This window comes from Streptomyces sp. SID8374 (genome assembly GCF_009865135.1).
Classification (GTDB): domain Bacteria; phylum Actinomycetota; class Actinomycetes; order Streptomycetales; family Streptomycetaceae; genus Streptomyces.
On record NZ_WWGH01000001.1, the window covers coordinates 3,476,322 to 3,498,321 of the forward strand.

Annotated in this window: 21 protein-coding genes; 10 read left to right on the plus strand and 11 right to left on the minus strand. The window is 70.0% G+C overall.

Going from position 1 to position 22,000, the window contains the following annotated elements:
• The first annotated feature begins 85 nt into the window (after window positions 1-85).
• The 7 genes from GTY67_RS15180 to pstB all read left to right on the plus strand — a co-directional run bounded on the left by GTY67_RS15180 (window position 86) and on the right by pstB (window position 8,513).
• Window positions 86-2,338 carry an RNA degradosome polyphosphate kinase gene (locus GTY67_RS15180; RefSeq protein WP_161279051.1) on the plus strand — a complete coding sequence of 751 codons (2,253 nt, stop codon included), beginning with the start codon at window positions 86-88 and terminating at the stop codon, window positions 2,336-2,338.
• A complete protein-coding gene (locus GTY67_RS15185) occupies window positions 2,307-3,662 on the plus strand; it encodes a CHAD domain-containing protein (RefSeq protein ID WP_202461448.1) in 1,356 nt (451 codons plus the stop codon). The genes GTY67_RS15180 and GTY67_RS15185 overlap by 32 nt, the downstream gene beginning before the upstream one ends.
• Entirely contained in the window at window positions 3,659-4,120 is a 462-nt protein-coding gene (locus GTY67_RS15190) for an NUDIX hydrolase (protein ID WP_161279053.1), read from the plus strand. Before GTY67_RS15185 ends, GTY67_RS15190 begins: the two co-directional genes overlap by 4 nt.
• Before the next feature lie 205 nt (window positions 4,121-4,325).
• Complete coding sequence (pstS, locus tag GTY67_RS15195) at window positions 4,326-5,465, plus strand: phosphate ABC transporter substrate-binding protein PstS (RefSeq protein ID WP_093690990.1); 1,140 nt, start codon at window positions 4,326-4,328, stop codon at window positions 5,463-5,465.
• 150 nt (window positions 5,466-5,615) lie between these two features.
• Window positions 5,616-6,617 carry a phosphate ABC transporter permease subunit PstC gene (pstC, locus tag GTY67_RS15200; protein ID WP_093690988.1) on the plus strand — a complete coding sequence of 334 codons (1,002 nt, stop codon included), beginning with the start codon at window positions 5,616-5,618 and terminating at the stop codon, window positions 6,615-6,617.
• Window positions 6,614-7,696 carry a phosphate ABC transporter permease PstA gene (pstA, locus tag GTY67_RS15205; RefSeq protein ID WP_093690986.1) on the plus strand — a complete coding sequence of 361 codons (1,083 nt, stop codon included), beginning with the start codon at window positions 6,614-6,616 and terminating at the stop codon, window positions 7,694-7,696. The genes pstC and pstA overlap by 4 nt, the downstream gene beginning before the upstream one ends.
• A gap of 40 nt (window positions 7,697-7,736) precedes the next feature.
• Window positions 7,737-8,513 (plus strand): phosphate ABC transporter ATP-binding protein PstB, encoded by a 777-nt coding sequence (gene pstB / locus GTY67_RS15210; protein WP_006125735.1) that lies wholly within the window; start codon window positions 7,737-7,739, stop codon window positions 8,511-8,513.
• A 137-nt stretch (window positions 8,514-8,650) separates the two neighbouring features.
• Here pstB and GTY67_RS15215 read toward each other — a convergent pair whose 3' ends face one another.
• Entirely contained in the window at window positions 8,651-9,649 is a 999-nt protein-coding gene (locus GTY67_RS15215; protein ID WP_093690984.1) for an inorganic phosphate transporter, read from the minus strand.
• Window positions 9,650-9,654: 5 nt separating this feature from the next.
• On the minus strand, window positions 9,655-10,275 hold the full coding sequence (locus GTY67_RS15220; protein WP_007449359.1) for a DUF47 family protein: 621 nt from the start codon (window positions 10,273-10,275) through the stop codon (window positions 9,655-9,657).
• 280 nt (window positions 10,276-10,555) lie between these two features.
• Here GTY67_RS15220 and GTY67_RS15225 point away from each other — a divergent pair, with 280 nt between their 5' ends.
• Entirely contained in the window at window positions 10,556-10,960 is a 405-nt protein-coding gene (locus tag GTY67_RS15225) for a metal-sensitive transcriptional regulator (RefSeq protein ID WP_093690982.1), read from the plus strand.
• 40 nt (window positions 10,961-11,000) lie between these two features.
• Here GTY67_RS15225 and GTY67_RS35315 read toward each other — a convergent pair whose 3' ends face one another.
• Window positions 11,001-11,435 carry a hypothetical protein gene (locus tag GTY67_RS35315; protein ID WP_202462321.1) on the minus strand — a complete coding sequence of 145 codons (435 nt, stop codon included), beginning with the start codon at window positions 11,433-11,435 and terminating at the stop codon, window positions 11,001-11,003.
• Between the two features lie 185 nt (window positions 11,436-11,620).
• On the minus strand, window positions 11,621-12,490 hold the full coding sequence (locus GTY67_RS15230; protein ID WP_093690978.1) for a hypothetical protein: 870 nt from the start codon (window positions 12,488-12,490) through the stop codon (window positions 11,621-11,623).
• A gap of 166 nt (window positions 12,491-12,656) precedes the next feature.
• Here GTY67_RS15230 and GTY67_RS35515 point away from each other — a divergent pair, with 166 nt between their 5' ends.
• A complete protein-coding gene (locus tag GTY67_RS35515; RefSeq protein WP_343238687.1) occupies window positions 12,657-12,869 on the plus strand; it encodes a hypothetical protein in 213 nt (70 codons plus the stop codon).
• Window positions 12,870-12,985: 116 nt separating this feature from the next.
• On the opposite strand, the gene GTY67_RS15235 is transcribed toward GTY67_RS35515, so the two are convergent.
• The 7 genes from GTY67_RS15235 to GTY67_RS15265 all read right to left on the minus strand — a co-directional run bounded on the left by GTY67_RS15235 (window position 12,986) and on the right by GTY67_RS15265 (window position 21,097).
• On the minus strand, window positions 12,986-13,717 hold the full coding sequence (locus GTY67_RS15235) for a phosphatase PAP2 family protein (RefSeq protein WP_093690974.1): 732 nt from the start codon (window positions 13,715-13,717) through the stop codon (window positions 12,986-12,988).
• Between the two features lie 306 nt (window positions 13,718-14,023).
• The gene (locus GTY67_RS15240; protein WP_343238688.1) at window positions 14,024-15,043 is read right to left on the minus strand and encodes a bifunctional lytic transglycosylase/C40 family peptidase; all 1,020 of its coding nucleotides are present in this window, start codon (window positions 15,041-15,043) and stop codon (window positions 14,024-14,026) included.
• Window positions 15,044-15,168: 125 nt separating this feature from the next.
• Window positions 15,169-15,738 carry a hypothetical protein gene (locus GTY67_RS15245; protein WP_161280099.1) on the minus strand — a complete coding sequence of 190 codons (570 nt, stop codon included), beginning with the start codon at window positions 15,736-15,738 and terminating at the stop codon, window positions 15,169-15,171.
• Window positions 15,739-15,749: 11 nt separating this feature from the next.
• The gene (locus GTY67_RS15250) at window positions 15,750-18,041 is read right to left on the minus strand and encodes an alpha/beta hydrolase (RefSeq protein WP_161279054.1); all 2,292 of its coding nucleotides are present in this window, start codon (window positions 18,039-18,041) and stop codon (window positions 15,750-15,752) included.
• Window positions 18,042-18,273: 232 nt separating this feature from the next.
• Entirely contained in the window at window positions 18,274-18,834 is a 561-nt protein-coding gene (locus tag GTY67_RS15255) for a hypothetical protein (protein WP_161279055.1), read from the minus strand.
• Window positions 18,831-20,633, minus strand: a complete 1,803-nt coding sequence (locus GTY67_RS15260; RefSeq protein WP_161280101.1) for an alpha/beta hydrolase — start codon at window positions 20,631-20,633, stop codon at window positions 18,831-18,833. The genes GTY67_RS15255 and GTY67_RS15260 overlap by 4 nt, the downstream gene beginning before the upstream one ends.
• A 32-nt stretch (window positions 20,634-20,665) precedes the next feature.
• Entirely contained in the window at window positions 20,666-21,097 is a 432-nt protein-coding gene (locus GTY67_RS15265) for a hypothetical protein (RefSeq protein ID WP_343238689.1), read from the minus strand.
• 534 nt (window positions 21,098-21,631) lie between these two features.
• Between GTY67_RS15265 and GTY67_RS15270 the strand changes: the two genes are divergently transcribed.
• Window positions 21,632-21,940, plus strand: a complete 309-nt coding sequence (locus GTY67_RS15270) for a hypothetical protein (RefSeq protein ID WP_015610155.1) — start codon at window positions 21,632-21,634, stop codon at window positions 21,938-21,940.
• The last annotated feature ends 60 nt before the right edge of the window (window positions 21,941-22,000 follow it).

Genomic DNA, 22,000 nt, shown 5'->3' on the forward strand with positions numbered 1-22,000 from the left:
CCGTGACCCCGGGTTTCCCGGGCCTTCCGCGATCTTTCCCGGCTCCGACGCGCCTGCTTCGCCCTCCACGCGGAACAATGGGTTCATGAGCCAGCAGCCCAGCTCCGAGGTCCCGGTCCAGCCCGCCCAGCCGTCCGTCGGCGCTCTCGCCGCGCACAGGCCGCACGCCGTAGCCAACCCTTCCTCCAGCAATGTCGGCTTCTCCACCGCCGCCGACCTGGACCCCGATCTCGACGCCGACGCCGACGCGTACGAGCCCGACCGGGACGGCGACGAGCTGCCCCAGGGCCGTTTCCTGGACCGCGAGCGCTCCTGGCTCGCCTTCAACGAACGCGTGCTGGAGCTGGCCGAGGACCCGGCGACGCCGATCCTGGAGCGGGCCAACTTCCTGGCGATCTTCGCCTCGAACCTGGACGAGTTCTTCATGGTCCGGGTGGCCGGCCTCAAGCGCCGCATCGCCACCGGTGTCGCCACCCGCTCCGCCTCCGGCCTCCAGCCCCGCGAGGTGCTGGACCTGATCTGGACCCGTTCGCGCGAGCTCATGGCCCGGCACGCAGCCTGCTTCCAGCAGGACATCGCCCCGGCCCTCTCCGACGAGTCGATCCAGCTCATCCGGTGGCCGGATCTGACCGAGAAGGAGCAGGCCCGCCTCTTCACCTTCTTCCGGCAGCGCGTCTTCCCCGTGCTGACCCCGCTGGCCGTCGACCCCGCGCACCCCTTCCCGTACATCTCGGGTCTTTCGCTCAACCTCGCCGTCGTCGTCCGCAACCCGGTCAGCGGCCACCGCCACTTCGCCCGGGTCAAGGTCCCGCCGCTGCTGACCCGCTTCCTGGAGGCGTCCCCGCAGCGGTACGTCCCCATCGAGGACGTCATCGCGGCCCACCTGGAGGAGCTGTTCCCGGGGATGGAGGTGCTGGCGCACCACATGTTCCGGGTCACCAGGAACGAGGACCTGGAGGTCGAGGAGGACGACGCGGAGAACCTGCTCCAGGCGCTGGAGAAGGAGCTCATGCGGCGCCGCTTCGGTCCGCCGGTGCGGCTGGAGGTCGAGGAGTCCATCGACCCGTACGTGCTGGATCTGCTGGTCCGCGAGCTGAAGGTGTCCGACGCGGAGGTCTACCCGCTGCCCGGCCCCCTGGACCTGACCGGCCTCTTCGCGATCGCCTCGCTGGACCGGCCGGAGCTGAAGTTCCCGAAGTTCATCGCGGGCACCCACCGGGACCTGGCCGAGGTGGAGTCCGCCTCCGCGCCCGACATCTTCGCCGCGCTGCGCGAGCGGGACGTGCTGCTCCACCACCCGTACGACTCGTTCTCCACCTCCGTCCAGGCCTTCCTGGAGCAGGCGGCGGGCGACCCGGACGTGCTGGCCATCAAGCAGACGCTGTACCGCACCTCCGGCGACTCCCCGATAGTGGACGCCCTCATCGACGCGGCCGAGTCCGGCAAGCAGGTCCTCGTCCTCGTCGAGATCAAGGCCCGCTTCGACGAGCAGGCCAACATCAAGTGGGCCCGCAAGCTGGAGGAGGCGGGCTGCCATGTGGTGTACGGGCTCGTCGGGCTGAAGACCCACTGCAAGCTCTCGCTCGTCGTCCGCCAGGAGGGCGACACCCTGCGCCGCTACTCCCATGTCGGCACCGGCAACTACCACCCCAAGACCGCCAGGCTGTACGAGGACCTCGGCCTGCTCACGGCGGACCCACAGGTCGGGGCGGACCTCTCCGACCTGTTCAACCGGCTCTCCGGCTACTCCCGCCGCGAGACCTACCGCCGCCTTCTGGTCGCACCGAAGTCCCTGCGTGACGGGCTGATCGCCCGGATCAACAAGGAGGTCGCCCACCACCGCGCCGGGCGCCCCGCCTACGTACGGATCAAGGTCAACTCGATGGTCGACGAAGCGATCATCGACGCCTGCTACCGGGCGGCCCAGGCCGGCGTGCCCGTCGACATCTGGGTGCGCGGGATCTGCGCGATCCGCCCCGGGGTCGCCGGGCTCTCGGAGAACATCCGGGTCCGCTCCATACTCGGGCGCTTCCTCGAACACTCCCGGGTCTTCTCGTTCGGCAACGGCGGCGAGCCCGAGGTGTGGTTCGGCAGCGCCGACATGATGCACCGCAACCTCGACCGCCGGATCGAAGCCCTCGTCCGGGTCACCGACCCCGCCCACCGCGCCGCACTCAGCCGACTCCTGGAGACCGGTATGGCCGACACCACCTCTTCCTGGCACCTGGGCCCCGACGGCAACTGGACCCGGCACGCCACGGACGCGGAGGGGCAGCCGCTGCGGCACGTCCAGGAGATGCTCATCGATGCCCGGAGGCGCAGGCGTGCGACGCCCTGACCACCAGACGACGCCCCGTCCCGCCGCGAAACCCGCTGCGGACGGGAGCCCGGAGGCCCAGGCCGACCGGGCGGCCCTGGGGACCCTCGGGGAGGGGGCCCTTGAGGGGACCCTCCAGGGAGGTCCCCTTGAGGAGGGGGCCCTGCCGGAAGGGAGCCTTCCGGAGGGGGCCCAGCCGGAGCGCGCCCTCCCGGAACGGGCCCTGCCAGAGGGGGCCCTCCCGGAACGGGCCCTGCCGGAACGAGCCCTCCCGAAGCGAGCCCTCCCGAAGGCGCCCCTCCCGGAAGAGTCCGCCCCGCCTCGCCCCGGCTCCCGCAGGGCCACCGCCGCCCCGCCCCGCCCCGCCGACGGCGTGAGCGCCGAGGCCGTGCTCGCGCCCTACCTCCGGGAGCAGGCCGCGGACTTCCTGCGCAGCCTGCGTATGCACCGCGAGCACAGCGCCCCCTCCGACGCCAACGGCCAGGGCGCCGAGGCCGCGGCGCGCGCCCTGCGCCGCTCGGCCCGGCGCATCAGCGGCTCGCTCCACACCTTCCGCTCCGTCCTGGACCCGGTCTGGGCCGACCACCTCCGTACGGAACTGGCCTGGCTCTCCGGCACCCTCGCCCGCGAACACGCCTACGCCGGCCGGCTCACCCGCCTCCTCGAAGCCCTGCACCAGCTCTCCGGAGCTCCCCTTCCGGCGGCCCGCGGCACCAAGCCCGCCGCCAAAGCGGCCGCCACCCCGGACGCCCAGGGCCGGGCCGTGCTCGGGGTCGGGGCGGCGCGGGCCGGGGCGCTGCTGGAACGCCAGCTCACCCTCGCCCGGACCCGGGCCCACTCCGCCGCGCTCCAGGCCCTCGGCTCCTCCCGCTTCCACGCGGTCGCCGACGCCGTGGCGCTGCTCGCCTCCGAGGTCCCGCTGGCCCCCGGCACCGCGGGCCGGGGCTCCGAAGCGCTCCTGGAGCCCGCCGAACGCGCCGAGCAACGGCTGATCGGCGCGGTGGCGGCCCTCCCGCCGGACGCCTCGGCGGAGCCGTACAACGAGGCACAGGACGCGGCCTGGCACCAGGCCCGCCTGCTGCTGCGGCTGCACCGGTACGCCCATGAGGTCGTCCTCGGCGCCGCCGACCCGGTCCTCACCGGCGCCGGACACGCCCTGGACCTGCACCGGGACGCGGCGGAGGCGGCCTCGGCTGCGGCATCGGCCGCCCGCACCCCGCGGATCGCCCCGGCCACCGCGTACGCCCTGGGCGTGCTCCACGCGGACCAGCGCCACGAGGTGGAGGCCGCGCGAGCGGTGTTCCGGGAGACCTGGCCGTACGCGGCGGCCATGACGGCCCCATGAGCAAGGACCGGGAACACCCCGTGCGGGACAGCGCGCACCGCTCCCCCGCCGCCCGTACGGTCCTGGCGGCGGGGTGCGTCCTGTGGCGCCGCGCCCCGGGAGGCGGTGGGGTGGAGGTGTGCCTGGTCCACCGGCCCCGCTACGACGACTGGTCCTTCCCCAAGGGCAAGCTGAAGCGCGACGAGGAGCCGCTGGCCGCCGCCGTACGGGAGGTCCTGGAGGAGACCGGCCACCACTGCACCCCGGGCGCGGCGCTCCCCACCGCCCGGTATCTCGTCGACGGCCGCCCCAAGGAGGTCTCCTACTGGGCCGCCGAGGCGACGGGGGGCGCCTTCGAGGCCAACGACGAGGTGGACCGGCTGCTGTGGCTGGCGCCCGAGGCCGCCCGCGTACGCCTCACCCAGCCGCGCGACCGCGAACAGCTCACCGCGCTGCTCTCCGCGCTCCCCCGCAGCTGAGGCGTAGGTCACCGGCAGGACACGGCCCGCACCCGTCTGCCCGACACGGTTCACCTGCCGTTCACTCTCCCCCGTAGGCGGCTTCACCTGTTCTGCCTAATTTCGGACGTACACGGTGCGCGGCGACAAGCTGCGGCACCCTCCTCATCGCACGCCGTCGTAGAACGAACAGATCACGGCGGCTCCTGGAAGGAACACCCGAAAAGTGAAGCTTCAGCGCAAGAACCGGCTTCGTGCCACCGCGCTCGGTGCCCTCGCCGTCTCCGGCGCCCTGGTCCTCACGGCGTGCGGTTCGGACGACAACAGCGACCCCGGTACGCCCAAGGCCAACGGGGACAAGAGTTCCTCCGCGTCGAGTATCGACTGCGGCAAGGCCAAGGGCCAGCTGCGCGCCTCCGGCTCCAGCGCTCAGAAGAACGCCATGGACCTCTGGGTCAAGAACTACATGGCCGCCTGTTCGGGTGTGGAGATCAACTACAACTCCTCCTCCTCCGGTGAGGGCATCGTCGCCTTCAACCAGGGCACCGTGGCCTTCGCCGGCTCCGACTCCGCGCTGAAGCCGGAAGAGGTCGAGGAGTCGAAGAAGTCCTGCAAGACCGGCCAGGGCATCAACCTCCCGATGGTCGGCGGCCCGATCGCGATCGGTTACCACCTGGAGGGTGTCGACAAGCTCACGCTGGACGCCCCCACCCTTGCCAAGATCTTCGACACGAAGATCAAGAAGTGGAACGACCCGGCGATCGCCAAGCTCAACGACGGCGTCAAGCTGCCGGACAAGTCGATCCAGGCCTTCCACCGCTCCGAGGACTCGGGCACCACGCAGAACCTCGGCAAGTACCTCGGTGCCGCCGCCCCGAAGGACTGGAAGTACGAGGCCGAGAAGAAGTGGCCGGCCCCCGGTGGCCAGGCCGCGTCCGGCTCCTCCGGCGTCGCCGCCCAGGTGAAGCAGGTCGACGGCGCGATCGGTTACTTCGAGCTCTCCTACGCCAAGTCCCAGAGCATCTCCACGGTCGACATCGACACCGGCGGCTCCGCCCCGGCCGAGGCCACCTCGGAGAACGCCTCCAAGGCGATCGCCGCCGCCAAGATCAAGGGCACCGGCAAGGACCTGGCCCTCGACCTCGACTACACCACCAAGGCCGATGGCGCCTACCCGCTGGTCCTGGTGACCTACGAGGTCGTCTGCGACACCGGCAACAAGGCCGAGACCCTCGACACGGTCAAGTCCTTCCTCTCCTACGCCGCCTCCGACGACGGCCAGAAGATCCTGACCGAGGCGGGTTACGCCCCGATCCCGGCCGAGATCAACGCGAAGGTCCGCGAGACCGTCAACGGCCTCTCGTAATCTCCCGCCGCGTACCCCGGGGCCCCGCCCCGGGCACGCGGCACCGGCAGGCCGGCCCGGCGCACCCCTCCGGACCGGCCCGCCACCCCGACCATCCGGTGCACCGCCGCCAGGGGAGCCCACAGCTCCCCCACACAGACCGGAAAGACCATGGCTTCCACCACACCGATAGACACACCACCGGCCCCGCCGGCCCCTCCGGAACGGGACGAGAGCCCCAAGTCCACCGGGCGCATGGGCGACAAGGTCTTCGTGGGCCTCTCGCGCGGATCGGGCATCCTGCTGCTCGTGATCATGGCGTCGATCGCCGTGTTCCTCAGCTACCGGGCCGCCATCGCCATCTCGAAGGACGAGGGCAACTTCCTCACCACCTTCGACTGGAACCCGGCCGGTGACCCGCCGGTCTTCGGCATCGCCGTCCTGCTCTTCGGCACGGTCGTCAGCTCGATCATCGCGATGGTCATCGCGGTTCCGATCGCTGTCGGCATCGCGCTGTTCATCTCGCATTACGCGCCGCGCAAGCTGGCCGCCCCCATCGCGTACGTCGTCGACCTGCTCGCCGCCGTCCCCAGCATCGTCTACGGCATCTGGGGCGCCCTCGTCCTGGTGCCGTACCTGGAGGGCCTGAACCTCTGGCTGGACCAGTTCTTCGGCTGGACGTACATCTTCGAGAAGACCGAGGTCGGCGTCGCCCGCTCCCTCTTCACCGTCGGCGTACTGCTCGCGATCATGATCCTGCCGATCGTGACCAGCGTCAGCCGCGAGGTCTTCCTCCAGGTCCCGAAGATGAACGAGGAGGCCGCCCTCGCGCTCGGCGCCACCCGCTGGGAGGTCATCCGCCTCTCGGTGCTGCCGTTCGGCCGCTCCGGCATCATCTCCGCCTCGATGCTCGGCCTCGGCCGCGCGCTCGGCGAGACGATGGCCGTCGCCACGGTCCTCTCCCCGAGCTTCATCATCTCGCTGCACGTGCTCAACCCGGGCGGCGGAACCTTCGCGCAGAACATCGCGGCGAAGTTCGGCGAGGCCGACGAGTTCGGGCGCGACGCCCTGATCGCCTCGGGCCTCGTCCTCTTCGTCCTCACCCTGCTGGTCAACGGTGCGGCCCGGCTCATCATCGCCCGCCGCAAGGAGTATTCGGGGGCCAACGCATGAGCCACGCAACCGCCGTACAGGACCGGCCGACGCCGCCCACCGGGCCCGCGCCGAAGTCCGCCCTGACCAGCCGCTCCCTGCCCCGCCTGGCACCCGTCGGCTTCGCCGCCTTGGCGATCGCGCTCTCCGTCGGCATCAGCACCGCCGCCGGCTGGCACAGCAAGGTGCAGTGGGGCATGATCGCCGCGCTGCTCTTCCTGGCCATCTCCTACGTCGCCACCACCGTCGTGGAGAACCAGCGCCAGGCCAAGGACCGCCTGGCCACCAGCGTCGTCTGGGTCTGCTTCCTGATCGCGATCATCCCGCTGGCCTCCCTGCTGTGGACGACGATCAGCCGCGGCGCCGAGCGCCTGGACGGCTACTTCCTCACCCACTCGATGGCCGGTGTGCTCGGCTCCGAGGCCAGCGGCGGCGTCTACCACGCGCTGATCGGCACCCTGGAGCAGGTCGGCATCGCCACGGTGATCTCCGCCCCGCTCGGCCTGCTGACCGCCGTCTACCTGGTGGAGTACGGCAAGGGCTCGCTCGCCAAGGCCGTCACCTTCTTCGTCGACGTGATGACAGGCATCCCGTCCATCGTGGCCGGTCTCTTCATCCTGTCGATCATGCTGATCTTCGAGATCCAGCCCTCCGGCCTGATGGGCGCGCTCGCCCTGACGATCCTGATGATCCCGGTCGTGGTCCGCTCCACCGAGGAGATGCTGAAGCTCGTCCCCAACGAGCTCCGCGAAGCCTCGCTCGCCCTGGGCATCCCGAAGTGGCGCACTATCCTGAAGGTGGTCCTGCCGACCGCGATCGGCGGCATCACCACCGGCGTCATGCTGGCCATCGCCCGCATCGCCGGTGAGACCGCCCCGATCATCCTGCTGGTCTTCGGCAGCCAGCTGATCAACGCGAACCCGTTCTCGGGCGCCCAGTCCTCGCTGCCGTTCTACATCTACGAGCAGTACAAGATCGGCGAGGCCGCCTCGTACGACCGCGCCTGGGCGGCAGCCCTGGTACTGATCGCCTTCGTCATGATCCTCAACCTGGTGGCCCGCGGAATCGCCCGCTGGAAGGCCCCGAAGACCGGTCGCTGACGCGGCCATCAGCGACCTCCCGAAAGAAGCAGTGATTCCCATGGCCAAGCGCATCGACATCAGCGGCCTGACCGCCTACTACGGCAGCCACAAGGCCATCGAGGACATCTCGATGACCGTGGAGCCCCGCTCCGTGACCGCCTTCATCGGCCCGTCCGGCTGCGGCAAGTCCACCTTCCTGCGCACCCTGAACCGGATGCACGAGGTCACCCCCGGCGGCCGCGTCGAGGGCAAGGTGCTGCTGGACGACGAGAACCTGTACGCCTCCAACGTCGACCCGGTCACCGTGCGCCGCACGGTCGGCATGGTCTTCCAGCGCCCCAACCCCTTCCCCACCATGTCGATCTTCGACAACGTGGCGGCGGGCCTGCGGCTCAACGGCAGCTACCGCAAGAGCGAGCTGAACGACGTCGTGGAGAAGTCCCTGCGCGGCGCGAACCTCTGGAACGAGGTCAAGGACCGGCTCAACAAGCCCGGCTCCGGCCTCTCCGGCGGCCAGCAGCAGCGCCTGTGCATCGCCCGCGCCATCGCGGTGGAGCCGCAGGTCCTGCTGATGGACGAGCCGTGCTCGGCCCTCGACCCGATCTCGACCCTCGCCATCGAGGACCTGATCGGCGAGCTGAAGGAGCGCTTCACGATCGTCATCGTGACGCACAACATGCAGCAGGCGGCCCGCGTCTCGGACCGCACCGCGTTCTTCAACCTCGCGGCGGTCGGCAAGCCCGGCCGGCTCATCGAGATAGACGAGACGGAGCGGATCTTCTCCAACCCGTCGGTCCAGGCCACGGAGGACTACATCTCGGGCCGCTTCGGCTGAGCCGCTCCCTCAATACGGCCTTGCGGTGCTGCATGGCGGTGCCACCACAAGGCGAAAGGGTCCGCCCCCGCTCTCCTGGGAGAACGGGGGCGGACCCATGTCTGTGCCTTTTGCCTGTCTTTTTCAGGGGCTCGGGCTCAGCCGAAGAGCAGCAGCACCGCGCCGTAGCTCAGCGCCGCGACCAGCGCCGCGGCCGGCATGGTGATGAACCAGCCGAGGATGATGTTCTTCGCGACGCCCCAGCGCACGGCGTTCACTCGCTTCGTGGCGCCGACGCCCATGATCGCGGAGGTGATGACGTGCGTCGTGGAGATCGGGGCGTGGAAGAGGAACGCCGAACCGAACATGATCGACGCGCCGGTCGTCTCGGCGGCGAAGCCCTGCGGCGGGTCCAACTCGATGATCTTCCGGCCGAGGGTACGCATGATGCGCCAGCCACCGGCGTACGTACCGAGCGAGAGCATCAGCGCACAGGCGATCTTGACCCAGACCGGGATCTCGTCGTTGGGGCCCTCGATGTCGGCGATGACCAGGGCCATCACCACGATGCCCATCGTCTTCTGCGCGTCCTGGAGGCCGTGGCCGAGCGCCATGCCCGCCGCCGAGACCGTCTGCGCGATCCGGAAGCCGCGCTTGGCCTTGTGCGGGTTGGCGTTCCGGAACATCCACATGATGCCGACCATCACCAGATAGCCGACGATCAGGCCGATGAACGGGGAGAGGAACATCGGGATGACGATCTTCTCCAGCACCCCGGACCAGATGACGTCCGTCCCGCCGGCCAGCGCCGCCCCGACCATGCCGCCGAACAGCGCGTGCGAGGAGGAGGACGGGAGACCGTAGTACCAGGTGATGAGGTTCCAGATGATCGCGCCGACCAGCGCCGCGAACAGGATGCCCATCCCCTTCTGCCCCACGGGCGTGGCGATCAGGCCTTCGCTGACGGTCTTGGCGACCCCCTGGCCCAGGAAGGCGCCGGCGAGGTTCATCACCGCCGCCATCGCCAGAGCCGCACGCGGGGTCAGCGCCCGGGTGGAGACCGAGGTGGCGATGGCGTTCGCGGAGTCGTGGAAGCCGTTCGTATACGTGAAGCCGAGCGCGACACCGATGGTCACGATCAGCGCAAAGGTGTCCACGAGGTTCAGGACTCCTTGACCGCGATGGTCTCCACGGTGTTGGCCACGTGCTCGAACGCGTCAGCCGCCTCTTCCAGCACATCCACGATCTGCTTGAGCTTCAGCACCTCCATGGCGTCGTACTTGCCGTTGAAGAGCTGGGCCAGCAGCTTGCGGTGGATCTGGTCGGCCTGGTTCTCCAGACGGTTGACCTCGATCCAGTACTCGGTGAGGTTGTCCATGGTGCGCAGCCCCGGCATGGCCTCGGCGGTCAGTTCCGCCGCCCGGGCCAGCACCTCGATCTGCTGCTCGACACCCTTGGGGAGTTCCTGGACCTGGTAGAGGACGACCAGGTCGACGGCCTCCTCCATGAAGTCCATGATGTCGTCGAGGGAGGACGCCAGCTTGTAGATGTCCTCGCGGTCGAACGGCGTGATGAAGGAGGAGTTCAGCTGGTGGAAGATCGCGTGGGTGGCATCGTCCCCCGCGTGCTCCGCTGCCCGCATACGCTCCGCGATCTCGACTCGGGAGGCAGAATCCGCCCCGAGCAGTTCCATCAGGAGTTTCGAGCCCGTGACAATGTTGTCCGCGGACGCGGAGAACATGTCGTAGAAGCTCGTCTCCCTGGGGGTCAGACGAAAGCGCACGTGGGGTCCTCGGGATGCTTTGGATTCGGTCAGGCTGATGCTAGGCGCATCATCCGGCCACGGCTAACCGGCGTTCTTCAGTGTCGCCCATCGGGAACGGGGATCGGCACGGGCCCCCGGTCACGTTTCCGCCGGATTCGTTACGATATACCCGGCAGGGGTATATCGGAGGTGCGTGCGCGGACCCGGGCCCACCACCGGCAACATCAGGCCAGAGCACGCGCCGGCAGGCTGTGACAGGTTGCACGAGGACGACGACGAGGACAACGGGAGGACGCGGATGACCACCACCGAGACCACGGGCGCGGGAGCCGGAGCGGAACCGACGGAGGTCCCGGAGGCGGCCATCTCCGCCCCCGGTGTGCCCAGCGCCGAGGGGGTCGTGACCGACCACGACCTCGGCATCCACGGCTACCACCACCAGAAGGACGAGCACCTCAAACGGCTGCGCCGGATCGAGGGCCAGATCCGCGGCCTCCAGCGCATGGTCGACGAGGACGTCTACTGCATCGACATACTCACCCAGGTCTCGGCCTCCACCAAGGCCCTGCAGTCCTTCGCCCTCCAGCTGCTGGAGGAGCACCTGCGCCACTGCGTCGCGGACGCGGCGGTCAAGGGCGGCGGGGAGATCGACGCGAAGGTCGAGGAGGCCACGAAGGCGATCGCCCGGCTGCTGCGCACCTGAGAGCGGGGGCGAGGCGGGACGGGGCGGGGCGCCGAGGGCGTCAGCCCCGGTGAGCGGTCTGCCGGTGAGCGCCCTGCGGGTGGGCCGCCTGCGTGTGAGCCGCCTGCGGATGAGTCGCCTGCCGGGGGACGGTCGTCCACGCCGCTTCCGTGTCGCTGCCGAGGAGCACGTCGTCCACGCCGGTGCCGGTGCCGGTACCGGCGTCTCCGGAGTCCACGCCGGTACCGGCGCCCCCGGAACCCTCGGCGTCTCTGAAACCCCCGGCGTCTCTGGCACCCCCGACGCCTCCGGAACCCCCGGCGTCTCCGGCCCGCACCGTGCCGAGCAGTTCGTCCCCGACGTTGAGCACCTCGTCGATACGGTCGGGACTGAGGCGTTCCTCACGCGCCGCCGAGGCCGCGATCATCAGCTCGCCGCACAACTCGATCTCGGCGAGGGCCACGTAGTCCTGAGCGTTCGGAGCGCTGAGCGTCACCACCTGCGTCACCTCTCTCTGCCGTCGCCGACCTTTCGCCGAACCCTTGGCGCACCGGCTTCCTAGCGTAGGGAGCGCGGTACGCGCCGCGCATGGCACGGACGGACCATTTAGCCCCCCTCCCAACCGGCCCCTCCCGCCCCGCCCTTCCCGCGCCCGTTCCCCGAGGGCGGCTCCAGGGCCGCTCAGCCCTGCCGGATCTCCCCCGTATAGATGTCGTCCTCGTCCGGCAGCCGTACGGTGACCGGCGCCCCGAACCCGTACAGCAGCAGCGTCGAGACCACCGTGACCTCCGCCGCCTCCTGGCCCTGGGAGGAGAAGCTGAAGCGGTGGCGGACCTTCCGCAGCCTCCCCTCCTCGTCGAGGTAGGCGTCGAACGGAACGGCGTCCTTGCTGAACCCTTTCGCCGCCGCACTCAGCGCCCCGCGCGACTGCGGTGAGGCGGCCCGCGCCGCACGGTTCAGGTCGGCGACGCCCCGGTAGTGATGCACCGTCACCCCGGCCAGCTCCGTCTTCCCCTCGTACGTCACATCGCCGGCCCCGCGCAGCAGTTCGGCGGCGGCCATCGGATCGGTGACCCCGCCGGTGACGAGGTTGCCGTCCTCCAGGGCGGTGGTGTCGATCCTGACCCACTTGTCGTCGGGGACCCCGGCACCGCGGTTCTTCATGTAGAGCGCGCCCGGCGCCAGCAGCTCGGTGATCGGCCGGTGGTCCTCCGCGCCCGCCGCGTCCGTGGGCAGCACCACGGTGAGCCGCCCCATCTGCTTGCGGAAGTCGTACGTGCCCTCGCCCCGGATCGTCACCCGGGTCCCGCCGGCCGCGGTCTCCATCGACGTACGGGCTTCCGCGCCGCCCGCCCGGGTGAGTACGCCGGCGGCCCGGCCGAGCACGTCGAGTGGGCGCTCCGCGGCCACGGCGCGCTGCCCGGAACCGTCGCTCACGCCGCCTCCCGCCTCCCCGCCGACGCATCCGGCGGTGACCGCGATCACTCCGGCCACGGCGAGGGCGCGGGCAGCGCGGGCCCCGCCTCCGTCCCTGTACTGCTGCACCACCATCGCCTGCCAACCCCCAACGACTGCCGCTCGGCCGAGCCCTCACCCGTCCCGCATAACGACCACCGGCGCCCCCCGTCACGCCGCCCCGGCGCGTCCGCCGCGCGGCCGGGAGGTTGTCCGCCGCACGCAACCCCGTTCGGGGGGCCGCCCCCAGTACCGTGGACGGGTGCACGAGGAACCCCGCGCCACTGCCCGCGCCACTGCCCCGCACCCCCTCCCCGCTTCGTGCCCCGCACCGCCCCCGGCGGGACACAGCACCACGACGACCGAACGCGGCTCCTTCTGTCTGGCCCGCTGCACCTGCGGCTGGGCGGGCCCCGCACGCAGATCACGGGACCGGGCACGCACGGACGCCGCCGAACACCTCGCGGCGTCCTGACCCCTCCTGATCCCCCAGGTCCCCCTGATCCACCCAGGACCTGGCCGAAAACAGCGCGATCCCCCAGGTGCGGGAAGCACCTGGGGGACCGCCGGAAGCGTTCGTCCGACTCAGGGTCAGGCGGCGAGGTCCTTCTCTCCCGGGTTGCCACGCCCGGTGCCCGGCCGCGGCTCGGGGATGCCCCGCGTGTCCCCGTGCTCCTCGTCGTACGCCGCGTCCGCCTTCTTCGACCGTACGATCCAGCCGACCCGGTCGGAGCGGGAGATCGCCGCCATCAGCGGGGTCAGCAGCGCCATCGCGAGCGGTGCCAGCAGCAGGGCGACGGCCGTGCCGAGGGCGAAGCCGCCGATCACGTCGGTGGGGTAGTGGACGCCCATGTAGACCCGGCTGACGCCCGCGAAGAGCGCGAGGCCGAGCGCGACGAAGCCGAACTTCCGGTTGGCCACGAAGATGCCGACGGCGAGGGCCATGGCGAGGGTGGAGTGGTCGCTGACGAACGAATAGTCCGTCTTGCCGTGGACCAGGACCTCCAGCCCCTCGTGGTCGTTGAACGGGCGCGGCCGTTCGACGAAGCCACGGATCGGGATGTTGATCACAACGGCGAGCGCGGCGGCGAGCGGGGCCCAGACGAGCGCGGCGACCGTGGCCACCGAATCCTCGGCGCTCCCGCGCTTGCGCATGCTCCACCAGCACCAGAGGCCCACCAGGACGAGGCCGAACATGGTCCCGTACTCACCGACGAACTCCATGACCCGGTCGAACCAGGTCGGAGCGGCCTTCGCCAGCCCGTTGATGTCGTAGAGCAGACTGACGTCCGGGTTCGACCCGTCGAGTCCGAGTCCAGCCATCTGCTGCGGCCCCTTGCCTTGTCTGCTTCATCTGTGGCAACGCGCGTCCGTGCGCGCCACCGTGGTCGAACCCCCGTGATCGGTGTGGTCCCGTTCCTGCGCACGCATGGTCAGTGCGCATGCTGTCCCTGTCCAGGGAACGGCCCGGCTCCCGTCCGCGTTCCACTCTCCACCGAATGATCACCATGACGTTATCGAAGAGTGACTGGTCGTCGCAGCTCAGGGCCCAGGCTTCACGGAGAGTTCCGGCCACGGCCGACTGCCCGTCAGCCCTGAAGGGCGGCGTGCCCGCCGGGGAGAGATCCCTCACCCCGGCGAGGAATCCCCCGGAAGGTCGGTCGGCAGGGCCGCGGCACCGTCCTTGGTGACCCGCGTCGCACCGAAGTAGTCCGGCGTATCGATCTTGTCGAACCGGATCACCGCTCCCGTGAAGGGGGCGTTGATCATATATCCGCCCCCGACGTACAGCCCGACGTGCCGGATGGCCCGCGAGTTGGTCAGATCGTCGGAGAAGAACACCAGGTCCCCCGGAAGCAGCTCGTCCCGCGAGGGGTGCGGCCCCGCGTTGTACTGGTCGTTGGCGACCCGCGGCAGTTCGATGCCCACCGTCCGGTACGCGGCCTGGGTCAGCCCCGAACAGTCGAACCGCCCCTGCTGCTCCGGCGTCCCGTTGCCGCCCCACAGATACGGCGTACCGAGCTTCTTCTGCGCGAAGTAGATGGCCCCGGCCGCCTGCCGGGAGGGCGCGACACGGCCGACGGGCCGGGCGAAGCTCTTCTCCAGCGAACGGATGATCTTTACGTAGTTCTGCGTCTCCTTATAAGGAGGCACGCCGCCGTACTTGATGACCGCGTAGGCACCGGCGTTGTACGCGGCCAGCATGTTGTTCGTCGGATCGCCCGGCACCTTCTTGACGTACCCGGCGAGCTCGCAGTCGTACGAAGCGGCCGAGGGGATCGCGTCGGCCGGGTCCCACACGTCCCGCTTGCCGTCACCGTTGCCGTCGATGCCGTGCGTGGCCCAGGTGCCGGGGATGAACTGGGCGATGCCCTGCGCGGCGGCATGGCTCTGCGCCCTCGGGTTCCAGCCGCTCTCCTGGTACAACTGCGCCGCCAGCAGCGCCGGGTTGATGGCGGGACAGAGGTTGCCCCACTTCTGGACCAGCGGCTGGAACCGCGCCGGCACCGCCCCCTTGGCGAGCGCGACGGCACCGCCGCCCGCCCCGGCCAGACCGGCGGCGGCCGAGTACGTACCGACGAGGAGCAGCGCCATGAAGGCCGCCGCCATGCCCACGCCGATGCCACCGAAGACCCAGAATTTCCGCACCCCTCAACCATCCCCCATCGGGGAACGGTTCAGGGGTGTTTTCGACGGTGTGTACGAGTCATCCGCGGCACACCACCGGCGCACCCGGAGCACACGGGGGCGGTGACGGCCTCTCAGGCGGTGTGTCACGACCAGAAGTCGGAGCGGACGTTGGGCCGGGGCAGCGGATAGACCCCTTCGTACGCGGGCCCGTTCGGCTCGGCGGTGGGAGGAGCCACCTTCGACTCCTTCACACAGGGGCTGTCCGCCTCCAGAAAGGCCTGCCCCTTCCCCCGGAAGGAGACGCTCACACCGAATCCCGCCTCCGTGACGGCGTAGACGGCCGGGAAGACCTCGTCCTTGTTGACGGCCTTGATCCGGTAGTCGCTCTTCCGCCAGAAGGCCTCCGCCCGGTCCAGGAAGGTCTGGCGCCGGTCGGCGGAGACGACGGTCATGACCGTACGCCGACGGGTCACGCCGCAGGCCCGGGTGGTGGTGGGCCCATGGGCCCACTGGAGGTCCGGGTCGACGGCTTCGAGGACGGCGTCCAGCATGGCGTCGGACCGCTCGGCGGCTTCCTGCATGTCCATGCGCCCACTCTCCCGTCCGCTTGCACTTCCGCTACTGCTTCCGCTTCCGCTCGCAGGGTCCTCGTTCCCGCAACCGGAGAGGGCGAGGGCCAGGACCGTAGCGACGACCGGGAACAGCCGGCTCACCTTGGTACCTCTCACTTCGGTTCCTCCATCTTGAGCCGGTCGGCGTTCCCCGACACGATCAGGGCGATGCTGTCCGCGGAGACGGCGTCGCGCTCGGGGCTGAAGTAGTTCGAGTGCGCGTCCAGGCTCAGGCCGCTGCCACCGACCAGAGGCGGCCCATCGGCCACCGGGAAGCGCCGGGCCCCGAACGCCTTGCTCGCCGGATCCTTCCCGAACCAGAGGTCGTCGTCGCCCGGATCGGCGAGATCCCCCGCGAGATAGGCCGCGCCGGGCCCGCCCACGATCAGCCCGACCCCGCCGACGACGACCTGGGTCTTGGACGGCAGCTTGGTCACCGGGTCGTTGGCGGCGGCCCCGACGAAGACGTGCTCGCTGCCGACGCCGAGGTCCACGGCATGGTTCACCCCGACCCCCGGGCTGCCGACCAGGATGATGTCGTCGACGCCGGGTATCCCGCCCGGCACGGCGGCCGCGGCACCGACCGTCCGGGACCCGTAGGAGTGCCCGATGGCGGTGAGGTGGGGGTCCTTGTTCGAGTTGGTCACAGCGATCCCGCCCATGAACTCGCGGTAGGCGACCCCGCCCTTCTCCGCCCGCCCGGTCCCCATCACGGCGAAGTACCCAGCCACCCCGTCGCTGTCCGGCAGCTGCGGGGCGTCGTAGCCGAGCCAGACGATGGAGGCGGTGGACTCGTCGTACCCCTGGGCCCCGATAGCGGTGTCCCGGGCCCGCCCGAGGTCGTTCTTGGCGAACTCCTCGTCGAGGGAGGTGTTGAGCCCGGGGACGTACGCCGACACATGCTGGGAGGCGTCCGGATTCCCGAACGACACGATGGCGCGCCCGTTCCCCTCATCACCGATCCCGATGAGAAACATGGGCGGCTGCCCGTTCTCCTTGAGCTGCCGGTCGATCTCCCGGAGCCCGGCGAGCTGCTTGCGGGCCTTGTCGGTGTCGACGCCCTCCAGCTTCTCGATGAGCGCGGGGAGGTTCTTCCGGTTGGCGGCGTCGCGGGCGGCGACGGGGATGCCGTCGAGGTTCCCGATCCGCTCCGGGACGAGCTCGATGTACCGCTCGCGCTCCTCGGGGCTGAGCCCGTCCCACCAGGCCTTGCGCTGCTGCGGGGTGGCGTTCCGGGGGATCCGCGCGTCGAGATACCGCCGCTCGTCCTCCCGCACCTGCTGGTCGACCCGCGCCCCGGCCCCGGGAAGCCCGAGCCCGATGCCGCCGCCCCCGACGGCCTTGTTCCACTCCCAGGCCGCCCCGATGTAGTCGCCGCGCCCCCACTTGTCCCGCGCGCCCTGGGAATCCCGCACCCACCGATCAGCGATGCGGCGCCCGCTCTCCCCGGGCCGGAACACGGCGTCGGCAACGCCTTGGAGATCCCAGCCGAGGCCGTCGCCCAGGAGGCCGTCGAGGAAGGTGGGGGTGGGGCGGGGGGTGGGGGTGTCGGGCCGGTCGGAACCGGAGGGCCCACCGGGTCTACCCGCGTCGACTTGGAGGGAAGGGGAGGAGTCGGGCCCGACGGATCCGCCTGCGGTGGAGGAGTCGCCTCCGGCAGAACCGCCGGAGGCGGTCGAGGCGGCGGCCCCACCCCCGGAAGTACCGCCGGCACCACCGGTACCGCCGCCCCCGGAGCTGCTCGCACCACCGGTCTCGCCACCAGAAACTCCCCCGGTATCAGCACCGGATCCGCCGCTTCCCCCCGGACCGGCGATGACATCGCTGCCGGGCGCGGAGCACGAACCACCAGTCAGAGAACAGATGGCAGCGCGCATCTCGGCGGTGAGCTGCTGCCCGATCCCGGTGGCCATCATCGCGCCGACGAGGGCGACGACCACCAGCACGAGCCCGAGGTACTCCAGCGCGCTCTGCCCACCGTCGCGGCGCAGCCTCACCATCCGGACCAGGCCGAACGACCGCTGCCCGGCCCGCTCACCAGCCCCGAGCCGGAACCACCGCCGGCTCTCCGGCCGCGCGAGCAACACGAGGACGGCGACCGGCACCGCAACCCGCGCGGCCCCTTGCGCCCCGGCCTCCCCGCCCAACTCGGCGAGCGCACCGAGGACGAACCACACCTGTACGGCGAAGAGCCCGCGCCAGACACCGATGCCGCCGGTACGGACGTACAGGGACAGCACGAAGGCGCTGACGCCCGGTAAGGAGGCGTAGAGCAGCAACCCGAGCAGATGCCCGTCCAAGGCATCCACCGAGGAGGCCGTGGAGAGAGCACCGACCGCACCCACGAGCGTGGCCACGAACAGCAGCTGAACGAGGACCAGGACCGCCTGCAACGACCGGGGCATGGAACGCCCACCAGCGCCGGCGGTGGCAGCGCTTACATCGACGTCAGCAGAAACCGCACTTCCTCGCATGCCGGACAAGGGCAGTCCCCTACCTCGTGAGTGGGCGGCGCAGCGACAGGTCAGTCACTCCGCGTATGCGACCACACGAGCAGGGGACACGACATGGGCCCCAGGACCCAATGAAGGGCTCAAAGCCCTTACGCAGCAGGCAAGTTGAGGCAACTTGCCCCAGTCACGGCCCGGATGTCACCCCGACTTCCGGCGCCGTCGCCGACCAGAAGTCGGAGTGGATGTTGGGGCGGGGGATGAACTCCCCCTCAAAGGTGGGCGCGGTCGCCTGGCTGGTGGAGTCAGCCACTGCTGACTCACGCACGCAGGGGGAGTCCACCTGGAAGAAGGCTTGCCCCTTGCCGCCAATGCGAAGGCTCACCGAGAAACCATCGCGCGTCTGGGCATAAATTGCTGGAAATACCTCATCGTTATTTACAGCAGTCATCCGGTATCCACTCTTTCGCCAGAAGCGGTCCACAACCCCCAGAAGATTCCCTCGCCGCGCAGCCGAGACATCTGTCATGACGACGCGCCTCCGTGTCAGGTCGCAGCTTCCCACAGTTGTGGGCCCATGCACCCATCTCAGCTCCGGCCGAACCTCTCTCAACACCGCGTCAAGGATCGTGTCGGATCGTTCCGCCGCTGCCTGCATATCCATGCTCGACTCCCTCTGAACCCCGCATCCAACTACTGCAAGGCCAAAAAACACGGCGAGCAGAAGAGATCGGGCCAGGCGCATCACCGAGCTTCCTCCTGCCTGACTCTATGTCCGTGTCCTGCGGCCACAAGCGCGATACTGCCTGCCGATGCAGAATCCAAGCCCGGATCGAAGTATTGAGAATGCGCGTCCAGCGAAGGCCGACCGAGGCGGATCAGGGGAGGACCCGGATCCACCGCAAAACGCCGCGCGCCGAATCCTTCACTCGCAGGGTCCCTCCCGAACCAAAGGTCGTCATCACCCGGATGGACAACATCCACCGCCAAGGATCCTGCCGGCCCGAGGGCGCGCCCCGCGGCAGCGAGCACCGCTTGCCCCTTGGACGGAAGGTGAGTCACCACGTCATTGTCCGCAGCACCGACGAATACGTGGTCCCTCCCCACCCCGAGGTCCTCCGCACGGTCCACACCAACCCCGGGGCTACCGACCAGAACAATGTCATCGACCCCCGGGATACCGCCGCCTTGTTGAGTTGCCGCTCCGACTGTCCGCGAACCGTACGAGTGCCCAATGGCTGTCATGTGCGGATCGCCCTGATCATTCGAAACCATCAACCCGGACATAAACCCCCGGAACGCTTGACCTCCGGTCTCCGCTCTCTCGGTACCGGCTACAGCCAGGCTACTCAGCCCGTCCGGGCTCTGAGGCGCGTCGTACCCCAGCCAAACGATCGCTGCTGTTGAACGATCGATCTCTCTGGCGGCCGCGGCCGTGTCACGTGCCCGCTTCAGATCGCCTTTGGCGAACTCCTCATCAAGCGACGTATTCAACCCCGGAACATAAGCCGCCACATTCCTCGACGCATCCGGATTCCCATACGAAACGATCGCCCGCCCATTCCCCTGATCCCCGATACCGAGCAGATACATCGGCGGCTCCCCCGGCCCCCGCACCGCCTGCAACTGCCGGTCGATCTCCCGCAATGCCGCCAGCTTCGTCACCGAGTCCTCGTCGCCCCGCCCTTCCAGCTTCCCCATCAACAGCTGAAGGTTGTCCCGGTTCGCCGCATCACGGACCAAGGCCGGAATCCCGTCCAGGTTGCCGATCCGGTCCGGGTACACCGCGAGGTACTCCTCACGCTGTTCGTCCGTCAGCCCCTCCCACCACGCCTTCCGCTCGGCCGGAGACGCGTCGTGCGGGATCCCCTGTTTCAGGTAGCCGCTCGCCGCCTGCCGCACCGCCGCCGCGTCGCCCGCCGCATCCGTCCAGGTCGCCGCGGGAACGCCCAGGCCCTCCTCCGCCCTCAGCGCCCGCAGGATCTTCGCGTACCGCCAGTCCACATCGGCCACCGTGCGCACCGCCCGCGCCACCCGGTCCGCGATGTCCTGGGCCTTTGCGGCGTTCGGGTTGGGCGCGACGAGCCCGGAGGGACCGGCCAGGCCCGGGTTGGGCACCCCGGACGCCCTGCCGCCGGCCAACGGCTTGCCGTCGACCAGGCCCTCGCCCGCCGCCGGGTACGTCACCGAACCGTCCGGGTGCACCGTGAACTTCAGGGCCGCCGCTTCGTCAAGCGCCCCTTGAAGGACGCGCTGCTGGGCCTTCACCTCGTGGGCCAGGCTGTTCAGCGTGGTCCGCAGCAGCCCGCACTCCGTATAGATGTACTGGAAGTTCATCGACAGCCGGCGCAACCGCCGCACCGCTGCCCGCGCCGCCTCGCCCTTCTGCGTCCGGCGCAGGTCGTCGACGAGCTGGGTGTCGATACGGTCCCGGGCGGCGTCGGCACGGTTACTGGCCCTGCCCCACCCGTCGGCCGCCTCCTCCAGTTCGGCGCACCTCACCTCACGTAACTTCGCCCACGTCAGCGTGGAGCTGAGCGCACTCAGACCACCCGGCCCGCTCGGCCCACCCGCCCCGCTCACCGCACCCCACCCACACCCGCACCGGAGCCCCCTCCCGCACCCGCGACCTTCACCCCGTCAAAAGACCCCTTGACGGCTTCGTTGACCTCGGTCTGGGTGGCGGCCACCGCCCGCAGCTTCCCCGTCAGGCTCCGGCACTCGTCCCGGGCGGTCTCGATCCGCCGCTCCCAGGAGGCCCGTACGGTGCCCAGCTCGGCGAGCGCCGACAGCTCTCCGGCCCCGGCTGTCAGGCCTTGGTGCGCACGCCCCAACTCGGCCTCCACCGGCCCGAGGTGCGCGACCAGGCCCTCCGCTCCACCGGCAGCCCGCAGCCACGGCCCGTCACTGTGCTTCAGGTCACCACCTCCGCCCCCACCACTCCCCTCCGGCCCGCCCCACCACCACGGCCGGTCACCGCCCGGCTGCGCCAGCACACCCGCACCGCTCACACCGCTCCCCGTTCCTCGATCGTGGAGCGGCACTGTGCCAAACACGGCCTGCCCGACGCGCCGCCCACCTGCACGCCCGAGCGGCCGGGGCGAGGGCGGGCAGCCCGTGATCGCGGGGCTTACCGCCGTACCGGACGGACACGGGATTCACCCGGACGATGGACGCGCGGCTTCCTCCTCCCTTTGCGGCAGCCCTCCCTGACGGCGCATCGCCCCGGCTCACCGGCGCACCGCCGGCCCTCGAACGGCGCATACGAACACGTCGTGCCCCACGAACGCTGCAACCGCACCGGGAACCCATGGCCACCGTCGTTGCTCGCGGTCACACCGCGTGATACACAGAGTGACCAGGCATATGCATGTGGATACGGGGACGAGTCGCAGGTCAGGGCGGCCGTGTCGGTCGAACGTGCGAGATCCGGGTAAAGAGACCGGGAAGGCGTCGTGCGAGCGCGGTTTCATCAGCGAAGATAGAAGGCGACCCGTGCCACACGGGCGCGGAAAGCTAACTACCCAACAGGGGCGGTGACTTACATGATCCTGGCAGCAGAGAAGGGCGACATCACCACCATCATCGGCGGAATCGCCCCCAACTGGGGGCCGTTCGGCACGCTGGGCAACGAGGCGCGCATCATGATCGAGGTGGTGATGGCGATCGCCATCCTGCTCTGCCTCGGCATCGCGATCTGGGGCGCGGCGAAGCAGCGCATCGGGGCGACGGCGCTGCGCGACACGTTCAGCGCGGAACAGGGCAAGGGCCTGATCGTGGCGGGCCTGACCGGGGTCTTCATCATCGGCTCCCTGGGCACTCTCTTCACCATCGTGTACGGAATGGCTGTCTGACCCACCGTCGGCCAGCCCGCACCGGGCCGTCCCCGCCCGCTCCCCACCATCCGTCCGTCG